Here is a 25,133-nt window from a genome sequence, read left to right as displayed (position 1 = left end):
GGGGCACGCGCGGCGGCGCGTGGTGGTCCTGGTCACCGGCGCCGCGCGGGGCTGCCCCGCACCGGCCGCACGCGGAACGACCACGGCACGACGCCACCGCCGCTCATGGACCGTGTGCGGGCACGGCCGCGCTGGTCAGCACACCCGCGCCCGGTTTCGACCCCGATGTCCGAACCCGGGGCCCGGTCCGTCCTGAGCAGCGCTCTCACCGGAACGCCCGATGGGGCAAGAGATTCAGGAGTGACGCAAGATGTAAAAAGTACCCAAAGTTTCATTAGACTGGGCGCTTCGTCGCCTCCCAGGACAGGATGCCCGTGGCCCCCCGATGCCCGTACGCCGAGCTGCACTCCGCTGAATTCGCCGCCGACCCGCACACGGTCAACCGGCGCATGGTCAAGGAACACGGCCCCGTGTTCCCCGCCGAGATCTTCCCCGGGATCAAGGCCTGGGTCGTCGCCGACTACGCGCTGATCACCGCGTGGTGCCGGGACACCCGCACCTTCCGCCGCGACTCACGCCTGTGGCTCGACTGGCGCGAGGGCCGTATCCCCGACGACGCCCCGGTCGTGGCGATGATGATGCACCGCCCCAACCTCCTGTTCTCCGACGGCGACGAGCACGCCCGTCTGAAGCGCTCGGTGATCGACTCCCTGGGCCGCGTCCCGGAGAGCCGGATCGGGGAGATCACCCGCAAGCACGCGGACATCCTCATCGACGCCTTCTGCCAGCGCGGTGAGGCCGAACTCGTCTCCGAGTACGCGCGCCTGCTCCCCCTCCTCGTCCTGTGCGAGATCTTCGGCTTCTCCCGTGACATCGGTGAGCGGGTGCTGAACTCCCTCAGCGCCCTGTGGGACGGCATCGACGTCGTCAGGTCCAACGGCGAGTACGAGCGGGCGCTGTCCGACGCGATCTCGGCCAAGCACGCCCAGCCCGGCGAGGACGTCACCTCCTGGCTGCTCCAGCACCGCTCCGGGCTCAGCGACGAGGAGCTCCTGCACCAGCTGGTGGTGACCATCGGCGCAGGGGCCGAACCCACCGCCAACCTCATCTCCGGGACCACCCACACGATCCTGGCCGACGACGAGGTCCGGCAGGCGTTCCGGGGCGCCCGCGTGGGCGTCAGCGAGGCGATCGACCAGCTGCTCTGGGTCGACCCCCCGGTCAACAACTACCCCGTCCTGTACCCGGTGAAGGACGTGCGGGTCAGCACCGGCACGGTGATCAGGGCCGGTGAGCCGATCCTGCTCGGGTACGCGGCCGCGCACGCCACCATGGCCGGGGAGGGCCCGGACATCGAGTCGGGCAACCGCGCGCACCTCGCCTTCGGGGTCGGCCCGCACCGGTGCCCCGCGCAGGGGTTCGCGTACGCTATCGCCCAGGTCGGGGTGGAGAGCCTCACCAAGCGCCTCCCCGACCTGAGGACGAGCAAGGAGGAGGTCCTGCGACGACCCGCCCCCTTCGCTCTGGCGCTCTCCCAGCTGCCGGTCACGTTCACCCCCGCCTCCCCGAAAGGCACGACACCTCCATGGCAACAGACATCCCCGTCCTCCACCCCTACGACCTCCACCGACAGACCGCAGAACTCCGCTCCCGAGGCCCCGTCGTCGAAGTTGAGATCGTTGGTGGCGTGGTTGTTCGGGCGCTGACCGGACACGAGGTGCTCATGGAGGCCCTCGCCCACCCCGGGGTCCGCAAGGAGGTGCGCCACTGGCGCCCCTGGACCGAGGGCGAGATCCCCATGGACTGGCCGCTCATCTCCTGGGTGGCCCCGGACAACATGCTCACCGCGGACGGGGACAGGCACCGGCGGCTCCGCGCCCTGGTGTCCCAGGCGTTCACCCCCCGCCGGGTCGAGGCCCTGCGCCCGCGCGTCGAGGCGATCACCGCGCGGCTGCTCGACGACGTCGAGGCCGGCGGTCCGGGGCCGGTCGACCTCCGTGCGGGCCTCGCGCTGCCCCTGCCGATGACGGTGATCTCCGAGCTCTTCGGGGTGGGCGAGGAGTACCGGGACACCCTGCACACGCTGATCCACCGGGTCTTCGACGCCACCATCACCCCGGAGATGGCCGCGCAGACCAACACGGACCTCCAGAGTTTCCTGAGCGGCCTGGCCGAGGCGAAGGCGAAGAACCCGGGCGACGACATGACCAGCGCCCTGCTCGACGCGCGCGCCGAGGGTGACGAGCGCCTGTCGCAGAGCGAGCTCGTGTGGACCCTGATCCTCATGATCGGCGCGGGCTACGAGACCACGATGAACCTCATCGGCAACGCGGTCCACGCCCTGCTCACCCACCCGGACCAGCTCGCCCTGATCCGCGACGGCGAGGCGACCTGGGCCGACGCCGTGGAGGAGACCCTGCGCTGGGACGCGAGCGTCCAGTACCTGCCGCTGCGCTACACGGCCGAGGACGTCACCCTGAGCGGGGTGCCCGTGCCCAAGGGCGAGGCCCTGCTGATGGGCTTCGGCGCCTCCGGTCGGGACCGGGCACAGCACGGGGAGGACGCGGACGTCTTCGACCTGCGCCGCGCCCAGAACTCCCACCTGGCCTTCTCGCACGGCCCCCACTTCTGCCTGGGCGCGGGGCTGGCCCGACTGGAGGGGATCACGGCGCTGGAGCAGCTGTTCACCCGGTTCCCGAACCTCCGTCTGGCCGAGGGCGAGGAGATCCCCGAGTCGGCGTCGATCGTCTCCAACGGACTGGACCGCCTGCCCGTCGTCCTGGGCTGATCCGGACGCACACGACGAGGCCCCGCGCGCCCTGGCGGCGCGCGGGGCCTCGTCGTTCCCGCGACTTTACCTCAGCATCCACTTATATAAGCGAAGATTGATATACTCTGGCCATGCATGCCTTCGACGTACTCGGAGACCCGGTCAGACGGCGGCTCCTCGAGCTGCTCTCCGACGGGGAGCTGAGCTCCGGCGAACTCACCACGGTGGTCCGCGAGGAGTTCGGGATCAGCCAGCCCGCCGTCTCCCAGCACCTGCGGGTCCTGCGGGACCACGGCTTCGCGACCGTGCGCGCCGAAGGCACCCGGCGGCTGTACTCGGTCGACGCCGAGGCGCTGCGCCCCGTGGACGACTGGCTGGATCCGTTCCGCCGGTTCTGGGCGCCGCGACTCGCGGCCCTGGAGACCGAGATCGCCCGGGGAAAGCGACAACGACGCATCCAGGAGTGACCATGAGTGAGCGCACACCCGTCGACGTGGACGGACAGATCGAGGCCGTCTCCCGCAGGCTGGACACCGGGGAACGCGACCGGCAGCCGACCCTGGTGTCCACCATCAGCCAGCGGTACGCGACCACGGTCGAGGACCTGTGGGACGCGTGCACCTCCACCGAACGGCTCCCCCGCTGGTTCGCCCCGGTCACGGGCGACCTGCGCCAGGGCGGCCACTACCAGGTGGAGGGCAACGCCAACGGCACCATCGAGACCTGTGAGGCGCCGCGCTCCTTCACCGCCACCTGGGAGTTCGGCGGGGGCGTCAGCTGGATCGCGGTCCGGGTGGACCCCGACGGCGACGGGGCCCGGCTGACCCTCGAACACAGCGCGTACGCGGACATGGAGGCGCAGTTCTGGCAGCGGTTCGGTCCGGGCGCCACCGGCGTGGGCTGGGACATGGCCCTGCTCGGACTCGCCCTGTACCTGGGCACGGGAGCGAACATGCCCGAGGAGGCCGAGGGCTGGGAGGCCACGGACGAGGGCCGTCGCTTCGTCACGGCGAGCAGCGCCCGCTGGGCGGAGTGCAGTGTGGCCATCGGGACGCCTCGACCCGACGCCGAGGCGGCTCGGGACCGCACCACCTCCTTCTTCCTCGGTGAGGAGCCGCCCGCCGAGGGCTGAGCGGAGAGGAGGGGGCCGCCGCGACGCCGTTGTCGTGGCGGCCTCCTCGTCCAGGAGCCTGTCACCCGCCGACACCCGGATCAACCCACGTCGGCGCTCGGCGTGTTCGGCGCGCCAGCCGCGCGCGGGTTTCCCCGGATTGTCCGGAGCCGGTGATACACATCTCGGGACAGCAGCACCCCAGCCGTGAGGAACCCGCCATGCGCAGCCTGATCGTCACCGCCTTCGTGTCCGTCGACGGGGTCATGGAGGCCCCGGGCGGGGAGTCCGGGTACCGCAACTCGGGCTGGACCATGAGCTCCGTGGAGATGGACGAGGCGGCCTTCGAGATCAAGGGCCGTGAGCAGGAGGAGGCGGGCGCCCTGCTCCTGGGACGGCGCAGCTACGAGGCGTTCGCCCCGGTGTGGCCCCGCATGGAGGAGTTCGCCGGATACAACTCCAAGCCCCGCTACGTCGTCTCCACCACGCTCACCGAGGAGGACCCGCGCTGGCCCGCCACGATCCTGCGGACCGTCGAGGACGTCGCGGAGCTCAAGCGGACCGAGGGCGGCCCGCTCTCCGTCCAGGGCAGTGCCACGCTGGGCCACGCCCTGGCCGACGCCGGGCTGGTCGACCGCTACCACCTGCTGGTCTTCCCGGTGCTCCTCGGAGCGGGCAGGCGCCTGTTCAGCGACACCGACCAGGACCTCACCCGGCTCAGCCTCGTCGAGCACGAGGTGTACGCGAACGGCGTGCAGAAGCAGGTCTTCGACGTCGTGCGCTGAGCCCCGGGCGGCACCGTTCACGTCCGCCCGGGACGGTTCGCCTTCGTCCGCGAGACCTCAGCGCCTGGTGAAGCGATATCCCGCATGGTGCAGCACGTCTCCGTCGAACTCCCCGAAAGCCCAGAAACCCAGGTCGTCGAGGTAGTCGATCCGGGATCCGTCGACCCAGTACCGGCCGGTATAGGCGCTCTCCCTGTCTCCGCGCGCCTCGTCGTAGCGACCGTTCGGCAGCAGCTCCTGGCGGACGAACCCGTTCTCCTCCACCCACAGCCCCGTGTGGGGGTGGAGCGGGTCATGGACGGGCTCCTTCACCCGCCCCGGGGCGGCGCCCGGCTCCCGAACCGGCTGTCCGCCCCAGACCCGGACCCGCCCGCCGGTGATCTGCACGTCGAGGCGGCCGTTCCCGGCCGGGGCGGTTCCCTCGGGGGCGCCGGGCTCGTCGGCGAACCGGAACACGGCGACATCCGCGGGGCCGCCCGGGGTCAGGGTGCCCCCCACGTGGTCCCGGGTGAGATCGAGGGTGGCGGGCAGGACCACGGTTCCCGAGCAGTCGACCACGATCATGCCGTCGTCGTCGGCCGCCGTCAGCAGGCCCGGACCGACCCCGACGATCACCTCTCCTCCGATGAGGACGTCCGCCCGCTGCCAGTCGCCCATCAGCGGGTTGTTCGTGATGACGACGCCGCCCGTCAGCAGCAGCGGGCGTCCGCCCGGGTCGCCCAGCTGGGCCAGTGTCGCCTCGTCGCGCCTCGGCTGGATCGCGGACCTCGGGCCGCTCGACGCGGAGGTGGTCTTCTGGGTGTCGTTCATGGTGCTCCGTGTGTCCTGTTCCCGCCTGGTGGCGTTCACGCGTCGGGTGTTCGTTCGGTGTCGCTCGTGCGGTCGTCTCCCGGCCCCCGCCTGACCGAGGAGCCGGTCCCGTGAGTCGCGGACCTCTCCCCTCAGGGCGTCCAGGTCGACGTCCAGCACCCTTCCGCCCCACTTGCGGGGCTCGCCGTTGACCAGGACGCCGATGATGTTGCGGGCGTCCGCGCCCAGGACCACGGTGCCGACCGGGTCGTTCAGCGGCATGTTGTTCAGGTCCTCGGCAGCGATGACCAGGAGGTCGGCGCGTTTGCCGGGGGTGAGCGACCCGGTCACCCCGGCCAGGCCGTTGGTCCGTGCGCCTTGGAGGGTGGCGAAGTCCAGCACGTCGTGCACGCCGATCCGGACCGGTTCGGTGTCGACGCCGTAGGCGGCGTTGACCGCGCGCATCCGCTGCACGGTGTGCAGGGCCCGCATCTGGGTGAACATGTCCCCGGCCAGGGCCACCTCCACGTCGATGCTGAGCCCGGGGCGCACTCCCGCGGCGAGTGCCTCGTCGACGGCGGGGATCGCCGTCTCCAGACCGATCTGGGCGTCGGAGGTCGGCGCCAGGGAGACCGTGGTCCCGGTCTCCCCGATCAGCCTCCACGCCTCGTCGGTCAGGCCGGTGGCGTGGATCAGGGTGACGTGCGGGCCGAGGAGCCCCTGCCGGGCCCAGTCCCGCACCGAGCGGGAGGACGAGGTGCCGAAGACGGCGTCAACGCTGACCCCGACGTCCAGTTCCCTGGCGACGCGCGCCAGTTCCGGCCCGTAGGCCAGGGACGGTCCCGCGATCTCGTCTGTGGCCAGCGCTCCGACCCGCAGGGTCAGCATCCGGTCCGACCCGCCCGCGTACTCCTCACGGAGCCGGGCGAGGTCCCCGGGCCACTGCTGATCCCAGGCGCCGAAGTGCGGCCCCATCGCGGCGTGGACCCCGCGGACGCCGCTGTCCGCCAGGGCCCGGACCGCGGCGTCGGAGTGCTCGCGCGACCTGGAGTTGTGCGAGAAGTCGAGCATGCAGGTGATGCCGCTGTCGATCGCCGACAGTGCGGCCAGCCGGGTGCCGACGTACATGTCCCGGGGCTCGTAGAGAGGCGCGTAACCGGCCAGGGTGGTGGTCACGTAGTCCACGAGATCGTCCACGTCCGGCATGATCCTGCGCAGCTGGGACTGCCAGGCGTGCCGGTGGGTGTCCACGAAGCCCGGAGTGATGATCGTGCCCGTGGCGTCGACCACCACCGCGTCCCCCGCCTCCGGGACGGAGCCCACCCGGGCGATCGAGTCTCCCTCGATCAGGACGTCCGAACGTTCCAGCGTCCCGATTTCCGGGTCCATGGTGACCACGGTCGCGTTGGTGAAGAGGACACGCCGCCCGGGGTCGTCGGCCCGACGCCGGATCTCCTCCAGCGCGAGGGGGCTCCCCGGATCGTGTGTGTGGGTCTCGGAGCTCATGGAGTGCTTCCTCCTTCGGGTGCAGCGCGGTGGAGGGGCTTCCACCGCCTTCACCCGAAGTCTCGTCCCGCCACGCCGAGGCGACCAGGTCGCCGTCATCCCTGGTGCGCGACTCCCAGTGACGGAGCCGCGCCGCCCGGGGCCCCAGGTCTCACTCGAACCGCCGACGACCGCTCGGCTCCCGGTCCGCCGGGTCGCCCCGATCGTGGGGATCGGCGTGCAGGGAGCCGAGCAGGCCCAGCGCGCCCTCCGAGGGGCTTCCCCGTTCCGCCTGGTAGACGATCAGCTGCTGCCCGGGGGCGCCGTTGACCGTGAAGCTGTCGTAGCGCAGGTCCAGGTCGCCCGCCTCGGAGTGGTGCAGCGGTTTGGCGTCGCCCGTCTTGCCCCGCACGTCGTGCCGCGCCCACAGGGAACGGAACTCCTCGCTCTTGAGCGCGAGCTCACCGACGACCTCGTTCAGCCGGGGATCATCCGGGGTCAGGCCCGCCGCACGGTGGAGTTCGGCGACGGTCGACGAGGCGGTCCCGCGCCACTCGCGGTGGAAGCGACGCGCCGCCGGGTCGAGGAAGACCATACGCGCCAGGTTGTCGTCCAGGGCGAAGTCGGAGTGCAGGGCCTCGGCGAGGCGGTTGCGGGCCAGGATGTCCAGGGGGTGGTCCAACACGAAGGCCGGAGTGTCACTCCAGCGTTCGAGGAGACGGGCCAGGTGCGGGGAGACCCGTGTGTCCCGGCGGGCCTGACCGCGCGGGCGTCCCTGGGCGCGCGCCAGGCGACGCAGGTGGTCCGCGGCGTCCCCGTCCAGGTCCAGCGCCCTGGCCAGCGCCTCGACCACCTGGGCGGAGGGATGGCGTTCGCGGCCCTGTTCCAGGCGCATGTAGTAGTCGGTGCTGACCCCGGCCAGGAGCGCCACCTCCTCACGGCGGAGGCCGGGAACCCTGCGGCGGCCGTACGTGACCAGCCCGAGGTCCTCGGGACGCAGCCGTGAACGCCTGGCGCTCAGGAACTCTCCCAGGTGGAACCGGGGATCGGAGCTTCGGTCGTTGCCCATGGCCCCCAGGCTAGGCCGGGGGAGGTTCGGCCGGAAGCGGTGTGGGTGGGTGGGCCGCACCCACCCGACACCTCGTCGGCCCGCTCCCGTCGTCCGTTCGGAACCCGCTCGCCTCCGCCCGCTCCGGCACCGTGTCCGATCGCGGTGTCGGCGGAGCCCCGAGCTGCGGGAGTGCGCGCTCGGCGGCGTCCAGGTCCTCCTGGAGGTCGCGGTCGTCGGTGTCCGCGTTCGCGCCGCCCTGCGCCCGGAAGGCGTGCCAGGCCCGGTGGAAGACCGCCGTGTCACTCCCCCGCATCGCCAGGGCGCGCAGCGCCGTGAGGAGTTCGCAGGCCACAAGGGTGCGCAGGGCCACGGTGGCGGTCTCCGACTGCCGCACCGCCAACGGCGCGAAGCTCGCGTCCTCCTCCGCTCCCCGGGAGAGGACCACGGTCTCCAGGGACGCCGGAGCGGCCGCCGCGCGCAGGACGCCGTAGGCGGAGGCGGCCGTGTACTCGACGATCATGGTGCCCGAGGAGCCCGCCGGTCCCGTGGCGAGGAAGGCGGGCAGCCGAGTGACCGCCGGATCGGACAGGGCCCGCAACCGTCCCAGCGACGCCGGTGCCGCCTGGGCCACGGCCAGCCTGAGGGTGTCCAGGCGCAGGGTCAGGGCGGCCATGTGGAACCCGCCGTGGTGCACGACCCCGTCGCCCACCACCAGCGGGTTCTCCTGCGCGGTGCCGGCCAGCGCGCTGACGAACCCCGCGAGGTCGGCCAGCGCGTCGACGACGACCCCCTGGACCTGGGGCGCCGCGCGGAACCCGAAGGAGTCCTGGACCCTCGCCGGTCGCGCGGGGCCCATGAGCTCACGCAGTCCCCGTGCCACGGTGGCCGCGCCCGGTACGACGGCCGCGCGGGCGGCCTCGGCCGAGAACGCCTCCGGATTGGCCTGGCCGGCCAGCGCGGACAACGCCGTGGTCACCGTGGCCGCCCTCAGCAGCGGTTCCAGGTCCGCGACCACGAGCGCGGCCCTGCCGAGGGTCAGGGCGTTGCTGCTGACCAACGCCAGCGCGTCCGATTCGGGGAACCGTGCCATCGGCGCCCAGGGGACGCTCGCGGGGCGTTCCCCCAGCAGCGTCAGCCCCGTCCCGGCGAGCGCCGCGAGGTCGCCCGTGCCCACGGTGCCGTGCTCGCGGACCCGCGGGATGGCGCCGGTGTTCAGCATCCTCAGCAGCGCCCGGGTCGTGCGCGGGGAGACCCCGGAGCCGCCCACCGCGATCTGGTTGATCCGCACGACGAGCATCGCGCGGACCGCCTCGTCGGGCAGTGGGGCCCCGCCCGCCGCCGCGTGGCTCCGCAGCAGACGGTGGCCGTGCCCGTCGGCCCCGGCGGCGACGTCCCGGTTGGCCCCCACCCCGGTGTTCCGTCCGTACACGGGCCCCCGTTCGGCGGCCCGCTCCGCCTCGCGGTGCGCGGCCGACACCCGGGCCCAGGCTTCGGTGGTCATCGAGACGGGTTCCTCGAACCGGGCCGCGCGCGCGATCCGGCCACAGTCCAGAGGCGATCCGTCCAGGCTCAGCATGCTCGCCTCCCTCCAGGTTCTGCCATCAGATGGCAGCATGGTTCCATTGTATGGAACCAACCCGAAGTTCGCCCGTGTCCCGGGCGGATTTCTCACCGGAGGAAGCCCGTGGCTGAACAGTCGACCCGGACCGTCGAGAGGGCCCTGGAACTCCTGGCCGTCGTCGCCGAACAGGGAGAGGCCTCGCTCACCGAGTGCGCGCGCCGGACCGACCTGGCGCCCAGCACCGCTCTGCGCCTGCTGCGCACCCTGGAGGCCACGGGGTTCGCCCTCCGAGGGGAGGACGGCGCGTTCCGCCCGGGCCACCGGTTGATCGGCATCGGCGCCAAGGCCCTGAGCCACGACTCACTGGTCACGTTCGCGCAGCCGTCCCTGGCGGAGCTGGCCCGGGCGACCGGTGAGTCCAGCTACCTCTGCGTGGGCACCCCGGACCAGGGGGTCCTGTACATCGCCCAGGCCGAGGGCAGCCACACGATCCGCCACGTCAGCTGGGTGGGGCACCGCTTCCCCCAGGACGGGTCCGCGGTCGGACTGGTTCTGCGCGACGCCCTCCCGCCCGAGGGGTTCACCGCCGCGACCTCCACCGTGGAACCCGAGGTCATGGCCATCGCCGCCCCGGTACACGCGGCCACGGGGGTCGTCGCCGTCCTCAGCGTGGTGGGCCCGGCCTACCGCCTGGACCAGGCCCGCGTCGCGGAACTGGGCGCCCTCCTGACCGCCGAGGCCGAGCGGGTGTCCACCCTCCTGAGCGGACGCTAGGCGGCGGCCTGGGCGATGGCCTGGACGCGCATCCGCACCTGGCCGCGGATGATCCAGTGCAGCAGGCGGTTGGCGATCCGCCGGTGGCGCAGGGCGCTCGGCCAGCTCCTGCGCACACGCAACCGGGCGCGCTCCCCGACCGGCTCGACGGCGATCCGGAGCGTCTGACCGGCCTCCTCGTCGACCCGGGCCCAGGTGATCTCCCGTCCCTCGACCCGGTGTGCGACCGTCTCCCTCCGCACCGGCCCGTTCGCGGGCACGAGCTCCACCACGCCGTCCCCGACGACCCGCGCCTCGGCCTCACCCGGCTCCCACTCCGCCCGCCGTCGCGGATCCGAGACCAGGGCCCACAGGCGCTCCGCCGACACCGGGACCTCCCGCTCGTAGGTGAGGCCGTCCCACCCCTCCGGATCGGCACCCGGGTCGGAGGGGTCGACCTGCTCCGTCGGGGAGAGCTCGCCAAGGCCGGCGCGCACGAGGTCGGGATCGACCCCCGAACGCTCCAGCAGGCGCCGGACCCGCCCTCCCCCGTCGTCGATGAGCGCGGCGATCAGCGCGACATCGCCCCCGGACCAGGCGCACTCGACCAGGAGTTCACTCACGCGCTCGGACTGGGGGATCAGGACCGGTTCCTCCCCGCCAGCCGAGAGACCGGGGGTGTCGATGTCCAACAGGGCGAGGTCCTCGCGCAACAGCGCGCCGACGGTGGCGCGCGCCTCCGTCAGGTCCAGTCCGGCGTCCATCAGGAACCGGGCTCCGGGACCACCGCTGACAAGGGCGCCCAGCAGGAGGTGCTCGAACCCCACCTCGGCGTGCCCGGCGAGGGAGGCCTCCCGGCCCGCCGCGATCTCGATGGCGGCACGGTCGCCGCCCAGGCTCAGCAGGCTCCGTCTCGCGGACTGGTTGGTCATGCCCGACCTCTCTCCGTGATGTGGCGCAGTCTCTTCCCGTACTTCTTGTGGACGGCCTGCCGGGTCACCCCGAGGGCCGCCGCGATGGAGGTCCATGACTCTCCGGATCGCAGCGCCTCCTCCACCTGCCTCAGCTCCAGGGCGTCCACCAGTGTGCGCAGTGAGGCGACCGCGCGCAGCCCCTCGACGGGGGTGGAGGTGTCCGAGGCGGTGGCCGCCAGTTCCATCGCGTCCATGGGTGTCAACCTAGGTTGCGCGACCGACCCCTGTCAACCCAGGTTGCGCCCCATGACATCTGTCATGCCCGACCCATACGGAACACCGGAGGAGATCCTGACTGGTGACACTGTGTGACGGGAGCCCGGCTCCGTAGGTTCGAAGCATGAACAGAACCCCTCGCACTCCGTCCGGAGTGGAGTACCACCGTGTCCTCTCCTCAGGGAAGCGGCGCATCGGACGCGGCGTCCTCGCGATCGTGCTCCTGATCCTCGGGATGTTCGTCTTCAGCTTCGCCGCCTCCCAGGCGGCCGGCTACGTCGACCTGCGCATGGGCAGGGTGAACCCGGCGTTGGGCGGCACCGACTACACACCCCTCTACCACGGCGCGACGATGTTCTCCCTCGCCCTGCTGATCCCGTGGAGCATGTTCGTCCAGCGATGGCTGTACGGGGTTCGGGGCGCCTCACTGCACTCGGTGACCTCCCAGTTCAGGTTCGACCTCCTCGGCCGCGCACTCGTGTTCGTCGGCCCCGTCTGGCTCCTCGCGGTACTCGTCCTGAACCTGGGCTCCCCCGTCGAGCAGACCCACTGGTCGGCTGTCTCCCTGATGAGCCTGGTCGTGCTCACCCTCGTGCTGACCCCCCTGCAAACAGCCGGGGAGGAGTACGGACTGCGCGGCCTGGTCTTCCGGATCGCGGGCAGCTGGGGCCGTGGACCGCGCACGTCGCTGATCACCGGGATCCTCGTGTCCAGCCTGTTGTTCACGCTGATCCACGGGGCCGGCGACCCCTGGATCAACCTCTGGTACTTCACGCTCGCGGCCAGCCTGGCCGTCATCACCTGGCGCACCGGTGGCCTGGAGGTCGCCGTCGTCATCCACGCGCTGCTCAACACGGTCACCTTCCTCGTCGCCACGGCTCTGCACACGGACATCGGCGAAGCCGTCACGGACCGGTCCGCCGGTGTGGGATCACCCGTCCTCCTGGTGCCCACCCTCACCGTCGCCGCCATCGCGGGCGTGGTGTGGTGGCGCTCACGGAGGACCGGACCGGCCCTGACGCCCTCCGAGCCGCGCCCGGCGGCACAATGGCGGTCATGAGTCCCCCGCTCGGAGCTCGCAGGTTCCAGATCCACGTACGTTGGTCCAGCTACGGCGTCGTGACGGCACCGGCCGCATCCCTCATCGTCGGCGCGACGTGGTCCGACCGGTTCGAGGGAACCCACCCCACGGTGCTGCTCTCGACGGTGGCCCTGACCCTCGGCCTGGCCGTCGGGAACGTCCTCGTCACCAGGTGGAGCATCGACACCGTCGTCGGGCGCTCCCACCGGTTCCCCGCCGTGGGCGGCGCCGTCTGGGTGCTGGCTCTCTGCGCCCTCGTCACCGTCGCGTTCCTGTTTCCGGACCCCGCGATCGGACCGACGGTGGCGGCGGCGGTCGCGTCGGTCGCCGCGAGCGTCGTTCCCGTACTCGGCGTGAACCGGACGCTGGTACTGAACGCGCTGGTCGTCGTGCTGGCCGTCCCGCTCGTGGGGGTCGCGGACGTCGCGCGGCTGCTCGTCGGGGCGGCCATGATCACCGTCGTCCTGTGGGCCTGCTGGTCGAGCGCGTGGATGCTGCGCGTGCTCCTGGACCTTCAGGCGGCGCACGAGGACCGGGCCGCGCTCGCCCTCGCGAACGAACGCCTGCGGATCTCCCGCGACCTCCACGACGTCTTCGGGCGGACCCTGGCGACCATCGCGGTCAAGAGTTCCCTGGCCTCCGAGCTCGTCCGACGAGGCCGCAACGGACCGGCCTCGGAGGAGATCACCGAGGTCCGACGACTGGCCGAGGTGGCGGGCAGCGAGGTTCGCCGGGTCGTACGCGGCGAACACCGGACGACCTGGAAAGACGAACTGTCGGGGGCGAGGTCGCTGCTGGCGTCCGCTGGCATCGACTGTACGGTGACCGGGGACGCCGTGCCCGAGGAGCACGCCGAGGCGCTGGCCTGGGTCGTACGCGAGGGCGTGACCAACCTGCTGCGCCACTCCGCGGCGACCCGGGTCTCGCTCACCACGAGGCAGGAGGACGGTGCGTTGCACCTGACCATCGCCAACGACGGGGCCGGTCCCGCCGACCCCGCGCGAATCGCCGAGGGAACCGGGCTGAGCACGATGTCCGAACGCGTACACGCGCGCGGCGGCCGGGTCACGTCCCGCCACGAGGGCGACTGGTTCCGGCTCGACGCCAGGGTCCCGCTTCACGGAGGCTCGACATGATCAGGCTGCTCGTCGCTGACGACGAACACCTCATCCGGGACGCCATCGCGGGGCTACTCGCCCTGGAGGAGGACTTCGAGGTGGTCGGCCAGGCCGCGTCGGGCGACGAGGCCCTGGCCACGGCCCTGCGGGTCCGTCCGGACGTGGCCCTGCTCGACCTGCAACTGCCCGGCCCCGACGGTATCGAGGTCACCCGCCGCCTCGCGGGCGAGCTGCCCGACTGCCGCTGCGTCATCGTGACCTCGCACGGGCGCCCCGGCTACCTGAAATCAGCACTCGCCGCAGGTGCCCGGGGGTTCCTCCCGAAGACCGTTTCCTCGCGGACCTTCGCGGAGGTCGTGCGCAGGGTCGCGGACGGAGGTCGGTACGTCGACCCGGACCTGGCCGCCGAGGCGATCAGCGCGGGCGACTCCCCGCTCAGTCCGCGTGAGTCCGACGTCCTGGCCCTGGCACGCGACGGCGCACCGGTCGAGGAGATCGCGCGGCGCGTCTCACTCACCCGAGGGACCGTACGCAACCACCTCGCCTCGGTGATCTCCAAACTCGGCGCCGCCAATCGCCACGAAGCTGCTCGTATCGCGGCAGAACACGGCTGGATCTGACCCCGTACGGGTGCCGACGGCGCACGTGGGCGCGCCTGGCTCGGGCTGGGCCGTCGCGGACGCAGGGCCGGTGCCGGGACCGACGGGGGCCGTCACGCCCGTCAGCTGACAGCCGCCAACAGCTCCTCCACCATCAGAAGCGCCCCGGGCATCATCTCTTCCTTGTCGCCGCCCATGGCCGTGTAGCTGGCGTGGACGTAGACCTGCCCCTCCACCACCGTCACGCCCGCCCCTTTGTCACCCAGGCCATCGTCCGTGACCGCGAAGTCGCCCAGGTCGATGTCAGGGTCGGCGTCCGCCTCGGTGAGATCGGGATAGTCGGTGTCGACGTAGGGCTCCTCGTAGATCTCCATGTCGAAGCTCAACGTGTGAGAATTCGCGGAGACCAGCAGGCAGCTCATCCGCAACCGGTCCAGTTTGGCCAGATCCTCCGGGTCGGGGACCCCTGTCGTGCTCTGCGGATCACTGCGAAGGTCCTCCTCGCCAAGGAGCTCGTCCAGAGTTTCGTCGGACAGGACCTGACACAGGTCGTCGGGGGCCAAATCCATGGGGTCCACCGTCTCCTGAGGCGTTGTTGTCTCCTGAGCCGCGTCAGCGTCCGCAGCGGCGGAGTCCGGCTCTCGCTCGGTCTCCTCAGCTCCGCCGCACGCGCTCAGCAGGAGAGCCAGCGCCAAGCCTCCGGAAGTGAACAGGGCTCGGTTTGACACGGTGGATCCTTCCTCCAAGACGTCTGGGACAGCGGACACGATAGCGGCCACGAACAGACACCCTGCACGCGAGACGGACCTGCCTCTCAGGACACGGGCGAGCCCAAAGCCGATCACCGCCGGACGCCGCAACTCCCCGAGCGAGATCAGGATCGTGCGCGGGGTTCACGAACCCGCTTCGCTTCGATCTCGACCAAGCCCGGCCCATCCCCGCGTGTGCGGGGCTCACGGGCCCGCCATCATGGAGGAGTGGCGGGCCCGCGGTCCATCCCCGCGTGTGCGGGGCTCACGCGGTCTTGCCCGTGGGCAGTGGCAAGTCCAACGGTCCATCCCCGCGTGTGCGGGGCTCACAGTTCGTGAACTGCGACGATGTGGGCCGTTATCTCCGCTTGATCTTCGACTCGGAGCGGTCTTCGATCATCATTCCACGTGGAAACGCAGGAACGGCCAGCCCCTCTCTGGGGGCTGGCCGTTCCCGTGCCTTCTAGCGCTTCATGCCCTTGGCGATGGCGTCGATGATGCTCGGGCGCAGCTCGGCGGCGCTGATGATGGCGTCGACCGAACCCACCTCGACCGCGCGCTGGATGCTGTGCACGCCGTCGAACTCCGTGGCGACCTCGCTCAGCTTCTCGGCGCGGACCGAGGCCTGTACCTCGGACAGCTCCGCGTTGAGCTCGGCGCGTTCGGCGGCGCTGGCCTCCGACACCCGGGTCTGCAACTCGGTCACGCGCGGATCCGTCGCGGTGCGCTTGTTCACCTCACCGGCGAACACCACCGCCGCCGCCGGGGCGCCGCCCAGGACCGACGCGAACGACCCCTCCAGGGCCAGCACCGTCATGTTCGGGTTCAGCGCCTTGGAGAACACCACGAACGCGCCACCGTGGTAGCGGGAGATCACGCAGAACACGATCGGGCCGTCGAAGTTGACGATCGCCCGGCCGATCTCCGCGCCGTACTCCAGCTGGAGCTTGCGCATCGACTCCGGCGAACCGTCGAATCCGGACAGGTTGGCCAGCACCACGAGCGGCCGGTTGCCCGAGGCGGCGTTGATCGCGCGCGCCGTCTTCTTGGACGAGCGCGGGAACAACGTGCCCGCCGTGTAGGTGTCGGGACCGTCGGTGGGCGGGAACCCGCGCCGCGCCACCGAGCGGGACTCGATGCCCACCAGGCAGACCGGCCAACCGCCGATGTGCGCGTCCTGCACCGCCGAGGTGTCGGCGTCGGCCATCCCTGCCCAGCGCTCCAGCACCGGGTGGTCCTGGTCGGCCAGGGCCCGCATCACCGTGCGGATGTCGAACGGCTTCTTGCGGTCCGGGTTGTGCTCGGCGGAGAAGATCTCCCCCACCGTGGTGAAGTCGCTGCCCTCCACGGAGTGCGGGAAGTCGGAGACGTCCCGGTGGTCGGGGTCGCTGGTGACGGCCCGGCGCGGCCCCTCCTCGCCCGGCAGCACGTAGGTGTGGTCGTAGTGCGCCATCAGCACGTCGCGGGCGGCGGGCAGGTTCGGCGCCCAGTACTGCGCCTGGCCGTTGGGGCCCATCACCCGGTCGTAGCCGCCGATACCGAAGTTGTCCTCGGCCGACACACCTCCGGAGAAGTCCAGCGACTGCTTGCCGGTGAGCACCATCGCGGAGTCCGGCGTCATCACCAGGATGCCCTTGGTGTGCATGAGCATCGTCGCCTCGGCGTTCCAGTACGGCTGGGCGCCGACGGTGATCCCGGCGACCACGATGTTGATCTCGCCGCCGTCCTGGGTGAACTCCACGATCCGCTTGAGCGCGGCCGCGACCCAGTCCATGTTCTCGGTACCGGAGGTCATCGAGATGCGCGCCCCGGCGGAGAGGGCGAACCACTCCAGGGGCACCCGCATGTTCTCGGCCAGGTCGATCGCGGCGATGACCCGCGAGCACTCCGGCTCGGACAGCGCGCCCAGCGCCTTGGTCGGGTCACCGAGCAGCACCACACGGGTGACGCCCTCGGGGTGGCGTTCGGTGGGCGTGGTGACCACACCGGCCACGATCGCCGCCGAGTTACGGCCCCGGGGACGGTCCACCGGGACCAGCAGGCCGTTCTCGTCGAGGTCGTGTTCGACGAAGGTGCCCTCGGTCCCGGTGAGCATGTCGGTCAGCTCGTAGGGGTAGACGGTTCCGCGTCGGGCGGCGCGCAGGACCTTCTGTCGGTAGTCGTCCAGCGGAAGCACCGGCTCGGTGGACGGTTCCCCGACGTGGACGCGGGCGTCGCTGCCCGGGTCCAGGGCCACCCGCACGGCCATCTCGGTGAGCTCGCCCTCGTCGGTGCGCTGGCGGGCCACGAACTGGACCTCCTCCAGCCCGGCGCCGTCGGTGGTCGGCAGGATGCGCTCCACCAGGGCGTTGAGCTCGTCGATGCTCAGCTCGGTGGGCGGCCACACGTACATCAGGATGCGGTTGGTGTCGAAGCGCTTGTTGTGCGGGCGCTGCGCCTGGATGTTGCGGATGGCGTCCAGGCAGGCGGCGAGCGTGCCCTCCACGGCGGGGAGCGCGACCAGGCGGCCGTCGGCGTCTCGGAGCGGGGTGAGGTCGCGGACCTGGCCCAGGGCGATCAGCCGCTCGTCGGACGGGTTGCTGCGCGCCACGGCCTTGACGAGGTAGACCTCCTCGTCGGCGGACGGCAGACGGGTGAGGTCGAACTCCCGGAGCCGCTGGAGCTGGAGCCGCTGCGCGATCTGCGGGTGCAGACCCCGGATGAGGCGGTCCTCGACCAGTTCTCCGCCTTCGGGGCGGAAGGTGAAGTGGTGGTGCATGACCGCGCCGCTGGTCCCGGCGACGGTGGCGGTGACCCGGCGCACGCCCTTGGGCAGCGTGTGGTCGGCCAGGATCCCGGCGAGCCGCACCGCCATGGCGTCGGCGTCCGGCTGGTCCTCCCAGGTCACGTACAGGTCAGCGACGAGTCCGTGCTCGGGGGCGTCCGCCGCCAGCTCGGCGACGGCCCCGAGGGCGTCGGGCAGGTCGGCCAGGTCCACGGCGGTGGCGACCACACGGGTCACCCCGTGGGAGTTGGTGTGCTCGGTGGTGACGAGCTGGCAACCACCGCTCTGGCTCGCGGTGACCTCGGACAGGCCCCGGTTGCCGTAGTAGCGCCGGGTCAGGACCTCGAGCAGCGGAGCGTGGTCCTTGCCGGGACGACCGATCCGCTGACCGATCAGGCGCACCAGCGGTTCGGAGCTGGCGACCATGGTCTGGATCCGGTCGGCGCGGTCCGGGGAGTCCGGTTCGCGGTCCAGGTGGCGCAGCTCGTCGCGGACGGCCGCGTAGACCTTGGCGCGGTTGCGGCGGAGCAGCGGCTGCGTGAACCAGCGGAACACCACGCCCCGGGCGAGGTCGGACACGGCCGGGAAGCGGACCTGCGTGGCCTCGATCAGGTGTTCCAGGGCGAGCCCCGCGCGTTCGCCCAGCGGCTCCTGCGGCGGGGCGTCGGCCAGCCAGTGGCGCAGCAGCTCCGTCACGAGCGTGACGTAGCCGCCCATGCGCTGCTGGGCGAGGAAGATCCGGAAGACCGCGTCCTCCAGCTCCGGGGTGCGGTCGAGGTCGGTGACCCCGTAGTGGGCGAGGACCCGGGTCAGCCTGTTCTGGTAGCCCTCGATCACCCCGGCGCGCTCGACGTCGAGGCTCTGGAGGTAGCTGTGGAAGTACTCGCGGGGGCTGTGCACCCGGTGGTCCTGCTCGGCGTCGACGGCGCCGCCCGGCTTGTTGCGGCTCAGCTCCGACAGGTCCGCGAACACGGTGAGCAGGTCGAGCTCGCCCTCGATCGGCTCCGCGCCGAGCTCCTCACGCGCGGTGAGGTAGTCGGCCAGCACCCGCGTGCGCTCCTCCGGGGAGAAGTCGAAGCCCAGCAGCAGGCCGCGCAGGTCGCTGAGGCCCCGCTCGGCGCGCTCACCGGCGGAGGCGGCCGGAACCGGTGCGGGCAGGTCGATCTCGACGACCTCGTCCTGGGCGTCGGTGTCCTCGGCGTCGTCGTCGCCCAGGGGCTCCAGACGCATCAGCGGGGCGCCGGTCTCGACCTGGCCGCCCACCGCCACGGGGCACTCGCGCACCCGGGCGCGGAACGGCGCGCGCAGCACCGTCTCCATCTTCATGCTCTCCAGGACGAGGATCGGTGCGCCCGACTCGACCTCGTCACCGACGGCCAGCGGGGTCGCGACCACCAGGGCGGGGGCGGGCGAGCGGACGACGCCGCCCTCGTCGCGGCTGACCCGGTGGGTGACACCGTCGATCTCGACCAGGTGGACCGGGCCGTGCGTGGCTGACACGAGCCGGAACCGGCGGCCGTTGACGGTGATGTGACCGCTGTGGGCGTCGAAGCGCTCCACCTCGACGTCGGCGGGGTGGACGTCACCGCCGCCGGAGACGCCGACGCGGAACCTGTTGTGCCCGATCCGGGCGACACTCACCCGGTAGCTCACGCCACGGAGCTTGAGGTCCAGGGGTCGGCCGGTGTCGTGCTGCACCTGCGGACGGCCGCCGTGGGCGGTGGACAGCAGCTGCTGGCGGCTGGCCTCCTCCTCGTCGCGGTAGGCCTCGATGGCCGCCGCGGCGAGGGCCACGCCGGAGTGCCGGTGGGCGACCAGGCGGCCCTCGGCACGGACGCGGTCGATCCAACCGGTGTCGGCGCTGCCGTCGATGACCTCGGGCTGGTCGAGCAGGTCGAGGACGAAGCTCTTGTTGGTCGCGCCGCCCTCGATGATGACGGTGGTCTCGGACATGGCGCGGCGGAGGCGGCCCAGCGCCTGGTCGCGGTCGCGTCCGTAGGCGATGATCTTCGCGATCATCGAGTCGAAGTCGGCGGGGATGCTGTCGCCCTCGCGCACACCGGTGTCGACGCGGATGCCGGGACCGGAGGGCATGTCCAGGCGGGTGATGCGGCCCGGGGAGGGCGCGAAGTCGCGGTCGGGGTCCTCGGCGTTGAGCCGGGCCTCCACCGCGTGCCCGACCTCCTCGGGCTGGGTGCCCTCCAGCTTCCCGCCGGAGGCCACGAACAGCTGCATGCGGACCAGGTCGGTACCGGTGGTGATCTCGGTGATGGGGTGCTCGACCTGGAGGCGGGTGTTGACCTCGAGGAAGGCGAACAGCCGCTCACCGGGGTGGTAGAGGAACTCGACGGTACAGGCGCCCCGGTAGCCGACGGCCACGGCGAGGCGTTCGGCGGAGGCCCTGAGCTCGGCGGCCTGCTCGGGTTCCAGGACCGGGGAGGCGGACTCCTCGATGATCTTCTGGTTGCGGCGCTGCACGGAGCAGTCGCGCACGCCCAGCGCCCACGCGGTGCCCTGGCCGTCGGAGATGACCTGCACCTCGACGTGTCGGGCGCCGGTGACCAGGCGCTCCAGGAAGACCACGCCGGAGCCGAAGGCGCGCAGCGCCTCCTGGCTGGTGCGCTCGTAGGCGTCGGTCAGGTCCTCGGCGGAGGCGACCATGCGGATACCGCGACCGCCGCCGCCCGCCGTGGCCTTGAGCATCAGCGGGTAGCCGATCTCGTCGCCGGCGCGCAGGGCCTCCTCCAGGGTGGCCACCTCGCCCCGGCTCCAAGGAGCGACAGGGACGCCGACCTCCTCGGCGATCAGCTTCGAGCCGATCTTGTCACCGAGTTTGCGCATCGCCTCGGGGCTGGGGCCGACGAAGGTGACGCCGATCCGCTCGCACAGTTCCGCGAAGTTGGGGTCCTCGGCGACGAAGCCCCAGCCGACCCATGCGGCGTCGGCCCTGGTCTCCAGCAGGGCGCGTTCGAGGACGGCGAGGTCGAGGTAGGGGCGGGCCGAGGCCGGGCCCAGGTCGTAGGCGACGTCGGCCTCACGCACGAAGGTCGAGTTGCGGTCCGCGTCGGTGTAGAGGGCGACCGTCTCGATCCGTGCCCCGGTTTCCGCCGAGAGGTCCCGGACGGCGTGGATGAGCCGCATCGCGGCCTCTCCACGGTTGACGATGGCGACACGACTGAACACCGAATGCCCCTCCCAAGTACTGCAACGCAGAAGGCGACGTCCGGATCTCGGAGCGCCGCCTGCACCTGCTTCTAGCTTGGTGGATCAGCTGGAGTACACCAATGTCCCGAATTGCTCATGCCGGGGCCGTGGCTTTGTGGGATCTCCACAAAAACCGTCTCGCCAGGGCCCGCTGGGGGTCGCCAGACGCGAGGTTTGCCACAACCGCACGGATCTGGAGTGCTGTCGGCGGGTGCGCGAGGGAGGTGACCGAATCTCCCAGGAGCGGCGGTGGGGTCGGAGGGGGTGAGGGCCCTCACCCCCTCCGACCCCACCCGCGTCTGTCGACCGACCCGCGAAGTCCCCGAGTTCGCCATGCCCCACCGGGCCACAAAACGGGGGACGTCTGGCGGCAGAGGGGGCCGCGTCGGCTCCAACCCACGGAGGCCGGGTCGTCCCGCGTGGGAGGCAGCGAGTGGAGCGGTGGAGGCCTCAACCATCTCGCCGATGCCCTTCTCAATTCAGCCACCCGATCCGCCCCAAGTCAGCCCTGCTCTTCAATCTTCCCGGAAAAGGCCTGACGGTTGCGCACTCGCTGACCAGCTCGGATATAGATCGTTAGGTCCTTACACCCAGCGAGTGGCTCCAGGTCGATCTCAGGCCTGGCATCCAACAATCTGAGGTGTCGAAGTTCACCAAGCGTAGCCAGCGGCTCCAGGCTTGTAATATTCGAACATCTTTCAAACGATATATCACTAATTCCAGCCAAGCTGGACACAGGACTGAGATCAGACAAGGGAGACCCATCCACCCTGAGGTGAACCAGACCTTCCAGGCCTTCCAGGAAATCCAGGTCCACAACCGCATCCACGTCAATCAGATAGAGGGTCCGCAGACTCAGTCGAGACAACGATGCCAGATCTCTCACCCAGGAGCAGTTACTCAGATTCAATGAGCTCAGACCGGGAGCCCTGGAGATCACTTCGGGCAGGTCACAACGTAGCCTGGACCCGACTAGCCCGAGTTGGAACACTCGGGGAGTGAGCGGAAGAGAGTCCACCTCAGTCAGGCGCACACAGGATTGGAGCCACAGTGACTCGAGTTCAACCTGACTCAGAAGCGGAGAATAGTCTCTCACGTTGGCCAGGGACAGGAGGTGCATCCACTTCAACTGCGGAAGATCTGATACGAACCCGATGTCCGCACGTCCCCCAATACGCAGAAACAGCTCACGCAAGGCGGGCATCAGGGCCAGAACAGCCGGGTCGGCTTCGCCCCCGAGCGACACGGAGAGACTTCTGATCATCGCTCTCAGGCCACCGATGCGATCGAGATCATTCAGTTCACTCTCGAAAATCTCAAGAATCTCAAGATTCCGCAGGTCATCCAGAAACGACAGATCTTCCAACCCGGGAGACCTGCACTGGAGATTTCGCAGATGCGGAAAGAGCCTCAGGGTATCCACCTGCCGCTGAGTCTTGACGTGAAGCTTTCCGCTGACCAACGGCGCCCTGGCGAGAACTCTTCGTGCGTACAAGTCAGGGGAAAAGTGAGACCACACTTCCTGCAATTCACGTTGGACCACCTCCCGAGGGTCCTGCCGGTATCCGTCTCCCGCCAGCAGTTCCAGTGCCCGGTCTCCGTTGACCAACGCCACCGCCCGAACGGTCGCCCTCGCCTGCGCGTCCGACAGCCCCTCCAGGCTCTCCGGCAGGCGATCCAGGACCAGCTCCCCCGCCGTGGCCAGCGACCGGGCCGTGGCCATGTCCCTCGGCGGGACCAGGTCGTCCACGCACGCGTCGATCGCTTCGCGGAGTGCCACCGGCACCGATGCCGCCGTCTCCAGGCACGCGGCCACCAGCAGCTTCAGCTTCCGGGCGTGCTGAGGCTCGGCGCCGATCCGCGCCAGCACTCCGCCGAGCAGTTCCTCCAGTTGGGGACGGTTGGCGTGCCCGGCGGCCATGACCACGGTCTCCCGCCACCCCGGCAGGTGGGCCTTCTCCACCAGCAGCTCGACGTCGTGGTCGTAGATCGCCTGCTTGGCGGTCAGGTACTCCTGCACGGTCCGGTGCACGAAGTCGACCCGGCCCTCCACCGGTTCCCGCAGCGCACCCGTCCGTTGCAGTAGGAACTCGGTGACCGGTTCAGGCTCGCCTCTGACGCCGGGCATCGTCGACAGCCGCTCCTCCACCTGCCGCAACACCACAGCCGTGGGCAGTTCGGAACGCTGCGACAACGACAGCCGCCAGGCGAGGTCCTGGAGCAGGCGCAGCTTCTGTCCGTAGTCCAGCTCCACGTCGCGGAAGGAGGGGATGTCTCGCTCATCGTCACGCCGGTCCAGCAGCATCTCCAGCGTGGCCGCGTACAACCCCATGCGGTCACGGGGCAGCCTGGTCCTGTGGTCCAGGTTCAGCGCGCACAGCATCGCCGCCAGCAGCGGGGTCGAGGCCAGGGATCGCAGGTGCGGTGCCCCCTCCAACCGGGCCAGGAGCGCCGACTCGTAGCCGGGCAGGTCCTCAACCGCGCACGGCAACTGGGGCACCTCGGCCATGGCCCGGTGCCACTGCCGGATGAGTTCGCGCAGGTCCGACGGGCCCATGGGTTCGAGGTGCGCGGTGCCGAACCCCTCCCCCGACAACCAGCGGGCGCTGGCCGCCGCCGGACGGCTGGTGACGATCACCCGTATTCCGGGGTAGGCCGCCAGCAGGTCGCGAAGCCAGTTCGGCACCTTCCTGCGCTGGGCCGTGGAGAGTTCGTCCACCCCGTCCACCAGGAGCAACGCCCGACCTGACCTGAGCTGCCGGTGGACCCATCCCCGGGGCATGAGGTCGGCCAGGGGGTCGGCGGTGCCCTCCAGGAAGCGCTCGGGCCCCGGCAGGTCCCCCCGTGCGTGGCTGCGCAGCTTCACGAGGAAGGGTGTGCAGCCGTTCCACTCCTCCAGGTCGCCATCGAAGCCCTCACGGACAGCGGTGATCGCCAGCCAGCGCAGCAGCGTGCTCTTGCCGGATCCGGCTTCACCCCGGATCAGCGTGCGTCGAGCACCACCGAGGGCGCTCTCCACCCGCATGGTGGCGTTCGCGGGCTCTGCGAGCCCGGCGCCCTCCTCCCCCGTCAGCGACAGGTGCCCCCGCCCCTCACCGTCACGGCCCCGGCCCCGCGTCCGGGTCGACACGGACAGGCTGATGTACGCCACGCTCAGGGAGGTACGGGGCCGGTACCGCTTGACCTGGACCCCGAACAGCTCCACGTTGTCGAGCACCTGGCTGATGTGCCGTGTGTACCTACGGCCGAAGTCCTCGTCGTCGTCCTCACCGTCGGGGGCGTCCAGGGTACGCCGGGGTATCCGTGCAAGGGCGGCGGCGACCTGGTCGGAGACCCCCGTCAGCCGCGACAGCGTCTCGGCGGTGGCGCGGGGCGTGAACTGCGGCAGTGTCACCACGATCTGGAGCAGGTCCTCGCAGCACTCCTCCAGGAGGATGTCGAACATCCGCGCCCCGGCCTCGCCCAGCTCCAGCACCAACCGTCCGCGCGGCACCTGGGCGCGTATCCGCCGGACCAGCTCGGTCGGGTCGGCGTCCGCACCAAGCACCGCGTCGTCGGACAGGTCGGCGCGTTCCAGGGTGTCGGCCAGTTCGGCCAGCACCGAGGCCCGGTCCGCGTCGTCCAGCCCCCGGAATTCCTGTTCGCACAGGGGTTGGAGCCTTTCCATCACCGCCAGGGCGATGCCGTCCAGCTGGTGCTCGACCTTCCTGCGCGCCACTGTGTCGCGGAAGGTGCTCCGAATGAGCTCGCTGAGGTCCTTGTCCCGGTCCGCGGCGGCCGACCTCTGCGTGAGCCAGGCCCGTCCCGCCTTGCTACCGACCGTGCCCGCGGCCTTCAGCGCCGCTGCCTCCCATGCCACCATGCGTGTCCCTGGGTCTCTCCGTTGGGGGGTACGCCGGACCGAGACCACGATTCCCTGAGGGACGGCGGTCCGGCCGACGGAACCGACGATAGGGGTTCGGGCCCGGCCCCGGCAGCCCCAACCGAGAGGAGCGTCGAATCGACCCGGACCATGTTGTGCCGACTCCGTCCCGGTCTCCCAAGGGTGGCGGTCCCGGCCTGCCAGCGCGGACCCGCCAAGACCTCACCGCAGCTCGACCGTCCCGACTGGCGACGGCCGAAGGACCTGCCCTCCGAGACGCGCGGCGTCAGCCTCCCGCCCTCCTTCCGCTACGGTCTCGGC

The 25,133-nt window shown here is 70.9% G+C and carries 17 protein-coding genes; 9 read left to right on the top strand and 8 right to left on the bottom strand.

All coding sequences use genetic code 11. From position 1 onward, the window contains the following. The first annotated feature begins 314 nt into the window (after positions 1–314). The 5 genes from AC0VYL_RS10270 (at position 315) to AC0VYL_RS10250 (ending at position 4,606) form a co-directional block, all read left to right on the top strand. The gene (locus AC0VYL_RS10270) at positions 315–1,646 is read left to right on the top strand and encodes a cytochrome P450 family protein (protein WP_475462278.1); all 1,332 of its coding nucleotides are present in this window, start codon (positions 315–317) and stop codon (positions 1,644–1,646) included. Then, positions 1,628–2,728 (top strand): cytochrome P450 family protein, encoded by a 1,101-nt coding sequence (locus AC0VYL_RS10265; protein WP_475482973.1) that lies wholly within the window; start codon positions 1,628–1,630, stop codon positions 2,726–2,728. Before AC0VYL_RS10270 ends, AC0VYL_RS10265 begins: the two co-directional genes overlap by 19 nt. A gap of 113 nt (positions 2,729–2,841) precedes the next feature. Then, entirely contained in the window at positions 2,842–3,177 is a 336-nt protein-coding gene (locus AC0VYL_RS10260) for an ArsR/SmtB family transcription factor (protein WP_475462275.1), read from the top strand. A 2-nt stretch (positions 3,178–3,179) separates the two neighbouring features. After that, a complete protein-coding gene (locus AC0VYL_RS10255) occupies positions 3,180–3,842 on the top strand; it encodes an SRPBCC family protein (RefSeq protein ID WP_475482972.1) in 663 nt (220 codons plus the stop codon). Positions 3,843–4,042: 200 nt separating this feature from the next. Next, the gene (locus AC0VYL_RS10250; RefSeq protein ID WP_475462272.1) at positions 4,043–4,606 is read left to right on the top strand and encodes a dihydrofolate reductase family protein; all 564 of its coding nucleotides are present in this window, start codon (positions 4,043–4,045) and stop codon (positions 4,604–4,606) included. A 57-nt stretch (positions 4,607–4,663) separates the two neighbouring features. Here AC0VYL_RS10250 and AC0VYL_RS10245 read toward each other — a convergent pair whose 3' ends face one another. The 3 genes from AC0VYL_RS10245 to AC0VYL_RS10235 form a co-directional block, all read right to left on the bottom strand. Further along, a complete protein-coding gene (locus AC0VYL_RS10245) occupies positions 4,664–6,901 on the bottom strand; it encodes an Atu4866 domain-containing protein (protein WP_475482971.1) in 2,238 nt (745 codons plus the stop codon). Between the two features lie 151 nt (positions 6,902–7,052). Then, positions 7,053–7,949, bottom strand: coding sequence for a helix-turn-helix domain-containing protein (locus tag AC0VYL_RS10240; RefSeq protein WP_475482970.1), 897 nt, complete (start codon positions 7,947–7,949; stop codon positions 7,053–7,055). A gap of 10 nt (positions 7,950–7,959) precedes the next feature. Further along, positions 7,960–9,546: an aromatic amino acid lyase gene (locus AC0VYL_RS10235; RefSeq protein WP_475482969.1), complete on the bottom strand. Its 1,587-nt coding sequence runs from the start codon at positions 9,544–9,546 to the stop codon at positions 7,960–7,962. 69 nt (positions 9,547–9,615) lie between these two features. On the opposite strand from AC0VYL_RS10235, the gene AC0VYL_RS10230 reads away from it, so the two are divergent. Further along, a complete protein-coding gene (locus tag AC0VYL_RS10230; RefSeq protein WP_475482968.1) occupies positions 9,616–10,266 on the top strand; it encodes an IclR family transcriptional regulator in 651 nt (216 codons plus the stop codon). On the opposite strand, the gene AC0VYL_RS10225 is transcribed toward AC0VYL_RS10230, so the two are convergent. Together AC0VYL_RS10225 and AC0VYL_RS10220 are read right to left on the bottom strand one after the other, a co-directional pair. Continuing rightward, positions 10,263–11,177, bottom strand: a complete 915-nt coding sequence (locus AC0VYL_RS10225; RefSeq protein ID WP_475482967.1) for an SRPBCC family protein — start codon at positions 11,175–11,177, stop codon at positions 10,263–10,265. The two genes, AC0VYL_RS10230 and AC0VYL_RS10225, sit on opposite strands and share 4 nt — an antisense overlap. Next, the gene (locus tag AC0VYL_RS10220) at positions 11,174–11,413 is read right to left on the bottom strand and encodes a hypothetical protein (RefSeq protein ID WP_475462261.1); all 240 of its coding nucleotides are present in this window, start codon (positions 11,411–11,413) and stop codon (positions 11,174–11,176) included. Before AC0VYL_RS10220 ends, AC0VYL_RS10225 begins: the two co-directional genes overlap by 4 nt. A 146-nt stretch (positions 11,414–11,559) precedes the next feature. On the opposite strand from AC0VYL_RS10220, the gene AC0VYL_RS10215 reads away from it, so the two are divergent. The 3 genes from AC0VYL_RS10215 to AC0VYL_RS10205 are packed head-to-tail and all read left to right on the top strand — an operon-like array spanning position 11,560 to position 14,254. Then, positions 11,560–12,495, top strand: coding sequence for a lysostaphin resistance A-like protein (locus AC0VYL_RS10215; protein WP_475482966.1), 936 nt, complete (start codon positions 11,560–11,562; stop codon positions 12,493–12,495). Beyond that, positions 12,492–13,652, top strand: a complete 1,161-nt coding sequence (locus AC0VYL_RS10210) for a sensor histidine kinase (RefSeq protein WP_475482965.1) — start codon at positions 12,492–12,494, stop codon at positions 13,650–13,652. The genes AC0VYL_RS10215 and AC0VYL_RS10210 overlap by 4 nt, the downstream gene beginning before the upstream one ends. Next, positions 13,649–14,254: a response regulator gene (locus AC0VYL_RS10205; protein WP_475482964.1), complete on the top strand. Its 606-nt coding sequence runs from the start codon at positions 13,649–13,651 to the stop codon at positions 14,252–14,254. Before AC0VYL_RS10210 ends, AC0VYL_RS10205 begins: the two co-directional genes overlap by 4 nt. Before the next feature lie 101 nt (positions 14,255–14,355). On the opposite strand, the gene AC0VYL_RS10200 is transcribed toward AC0VYL_RS10205, so the two are convergent. The 3 genes from AC0VYL_RS10200 to AC0VYL_RS10190 form a co-directional block, all read right to left on the bottom strand. After that, positions 14,356–14,802, bottom strand: a complete 447-nt coding sequence (locus AC0VYL_RS10200) for a Clp protease/crotonase-like domain-containing protein (protein ID WP_475482963.1) — start codon at positions 14,800–14,802, stop codon at positions 14,356–14,358. Positions 14,803–15,445: 643 nt separating this feature from the next. Continuing rightward, on the bottom strand, positions 15,446–20,929 hold the full coding sequence (locus AC0VYL_RS10195) for an ATP-binding protein (protein ID WP_475482962.1): 5,484 nt from the start codon (positions 20,927–20,929) through the stop codon (positions 15,446–15,448). A 523-nt stretch (positions 20,930–21,452) separates the two neighbouring features. Beyond that, positions 21,453–24,812, bottom strand: a complete 3,360-nt coding sequence (locus AC0VYL_RS10190) for an NACHT domain-containing protein (RefSeq protein ID WP_475482961.1) — start codon at positions 24,810–24,812, stop codon at positions 21,453–21,455. Positions 24,813–25,133 lie beyond the last annotated feature (321 nt).

The organism is Nocardiopsis sp. iso_238, assembly GCF_056173325.1.
This window is presented reverse-complemented; position numbering and strand designations above follow the sequence as displayed.

Bases quoted from the DNA above. Each gene is read 5' to 3' on its own strand.
- AC0VYL_RS10260 (WP_475462275.1), top strand. From the start codon at position 2,842: ATGCATGCCTTCGACGTACTCGGAGACCCGGTCAGACGGCGGCTCCTC.
- AC0VYL_RS10255 (WP_475482972.1), top strand. From the start codon at position 3,180: ATGAGTGAGCGCACACCCGTCGACGTGGACGGACAGATCGAGGCCGTC.
- AC0VYL_RS10250 (WP_475462272.1), top strand. From the start codon at position 4,043: ATGCGCAGCCTGATCGTCACCGCCTTCGTGTCCGTCGACGGGGTCATG.
- AC0VYL_RS10245 (WP_475482971.1), bottom strand. From the start codon at position 6,901: ATGAGCTCCGAGACCCACACACACGATCCGGGGAGCCCCCTCGCGCTG.
- AC0VYL_RS10240 (WP_475482970.1), bottom strand. From the start codon at position 7,949: ATGGGCAACGACCGAAGCTCCGATCCCCGGTTCCACCTGGGAGAGTTC.
- AC0VYL_RS10235 (WP_475482969.1), bottom strand. From the start codon at position 9,546: ATGCTGCCATCTGATGGCAGAACCTGGAGGGAGGCGAGCATGCTGAGC.
- AC0VYL_RS10225 (WP_475482967.1), bottom strand. From the start codon at position 11,177: ATGACCAACCAGTCCGCGAGACGGAGCCTGCTGAGCCTGGGCGGCGAC.
- AC0VYL_RS10220 (WP_475462261.1), bottom strand. From the start codon at position 11,413: ATGGACGCGATGGAACTGGCGGCCACCGCCTCGGACACCTCCACCCCC.
- AC0VYL_RS10215 (WP_475482966.1), top strand. From the start codon at position 11,560: ATGAACAGAACCCCTCGCACTCCGTCCGGAGTGGAGTACCACCGTGTC.
- AC0VYL_RS10210 (WP_475482965.1), top strand. From the start codon at position 12,492: ATGAGTCCCCCGCTCGGAGCTCGCAGGTTCCAGATCCACGTACGTTGG.
- AC0VYL_RS10205 (WP_475482964.1), top strand. From the start codon at position 13,649: ATGATCAGGCTGCTCGTCGCTGACGACGAACACCTCATCCGGGACGCC.
- AC0VYL_RS10200 (WP_475482963.1), bottom strand. From the start codon at position 14,802: ATGGATTTGGCCCCCGACGACCTGTGTCAGGTCCTGTCCGACGAAACT.
- AC0VYL_RS10190 (WP_475482961.1), bottom strand. From the start codon at position 24,812: ATGGTGGCATGGGAGGCAGCGGCGCTGAAGGCCGCGGGCACGGTCGGT.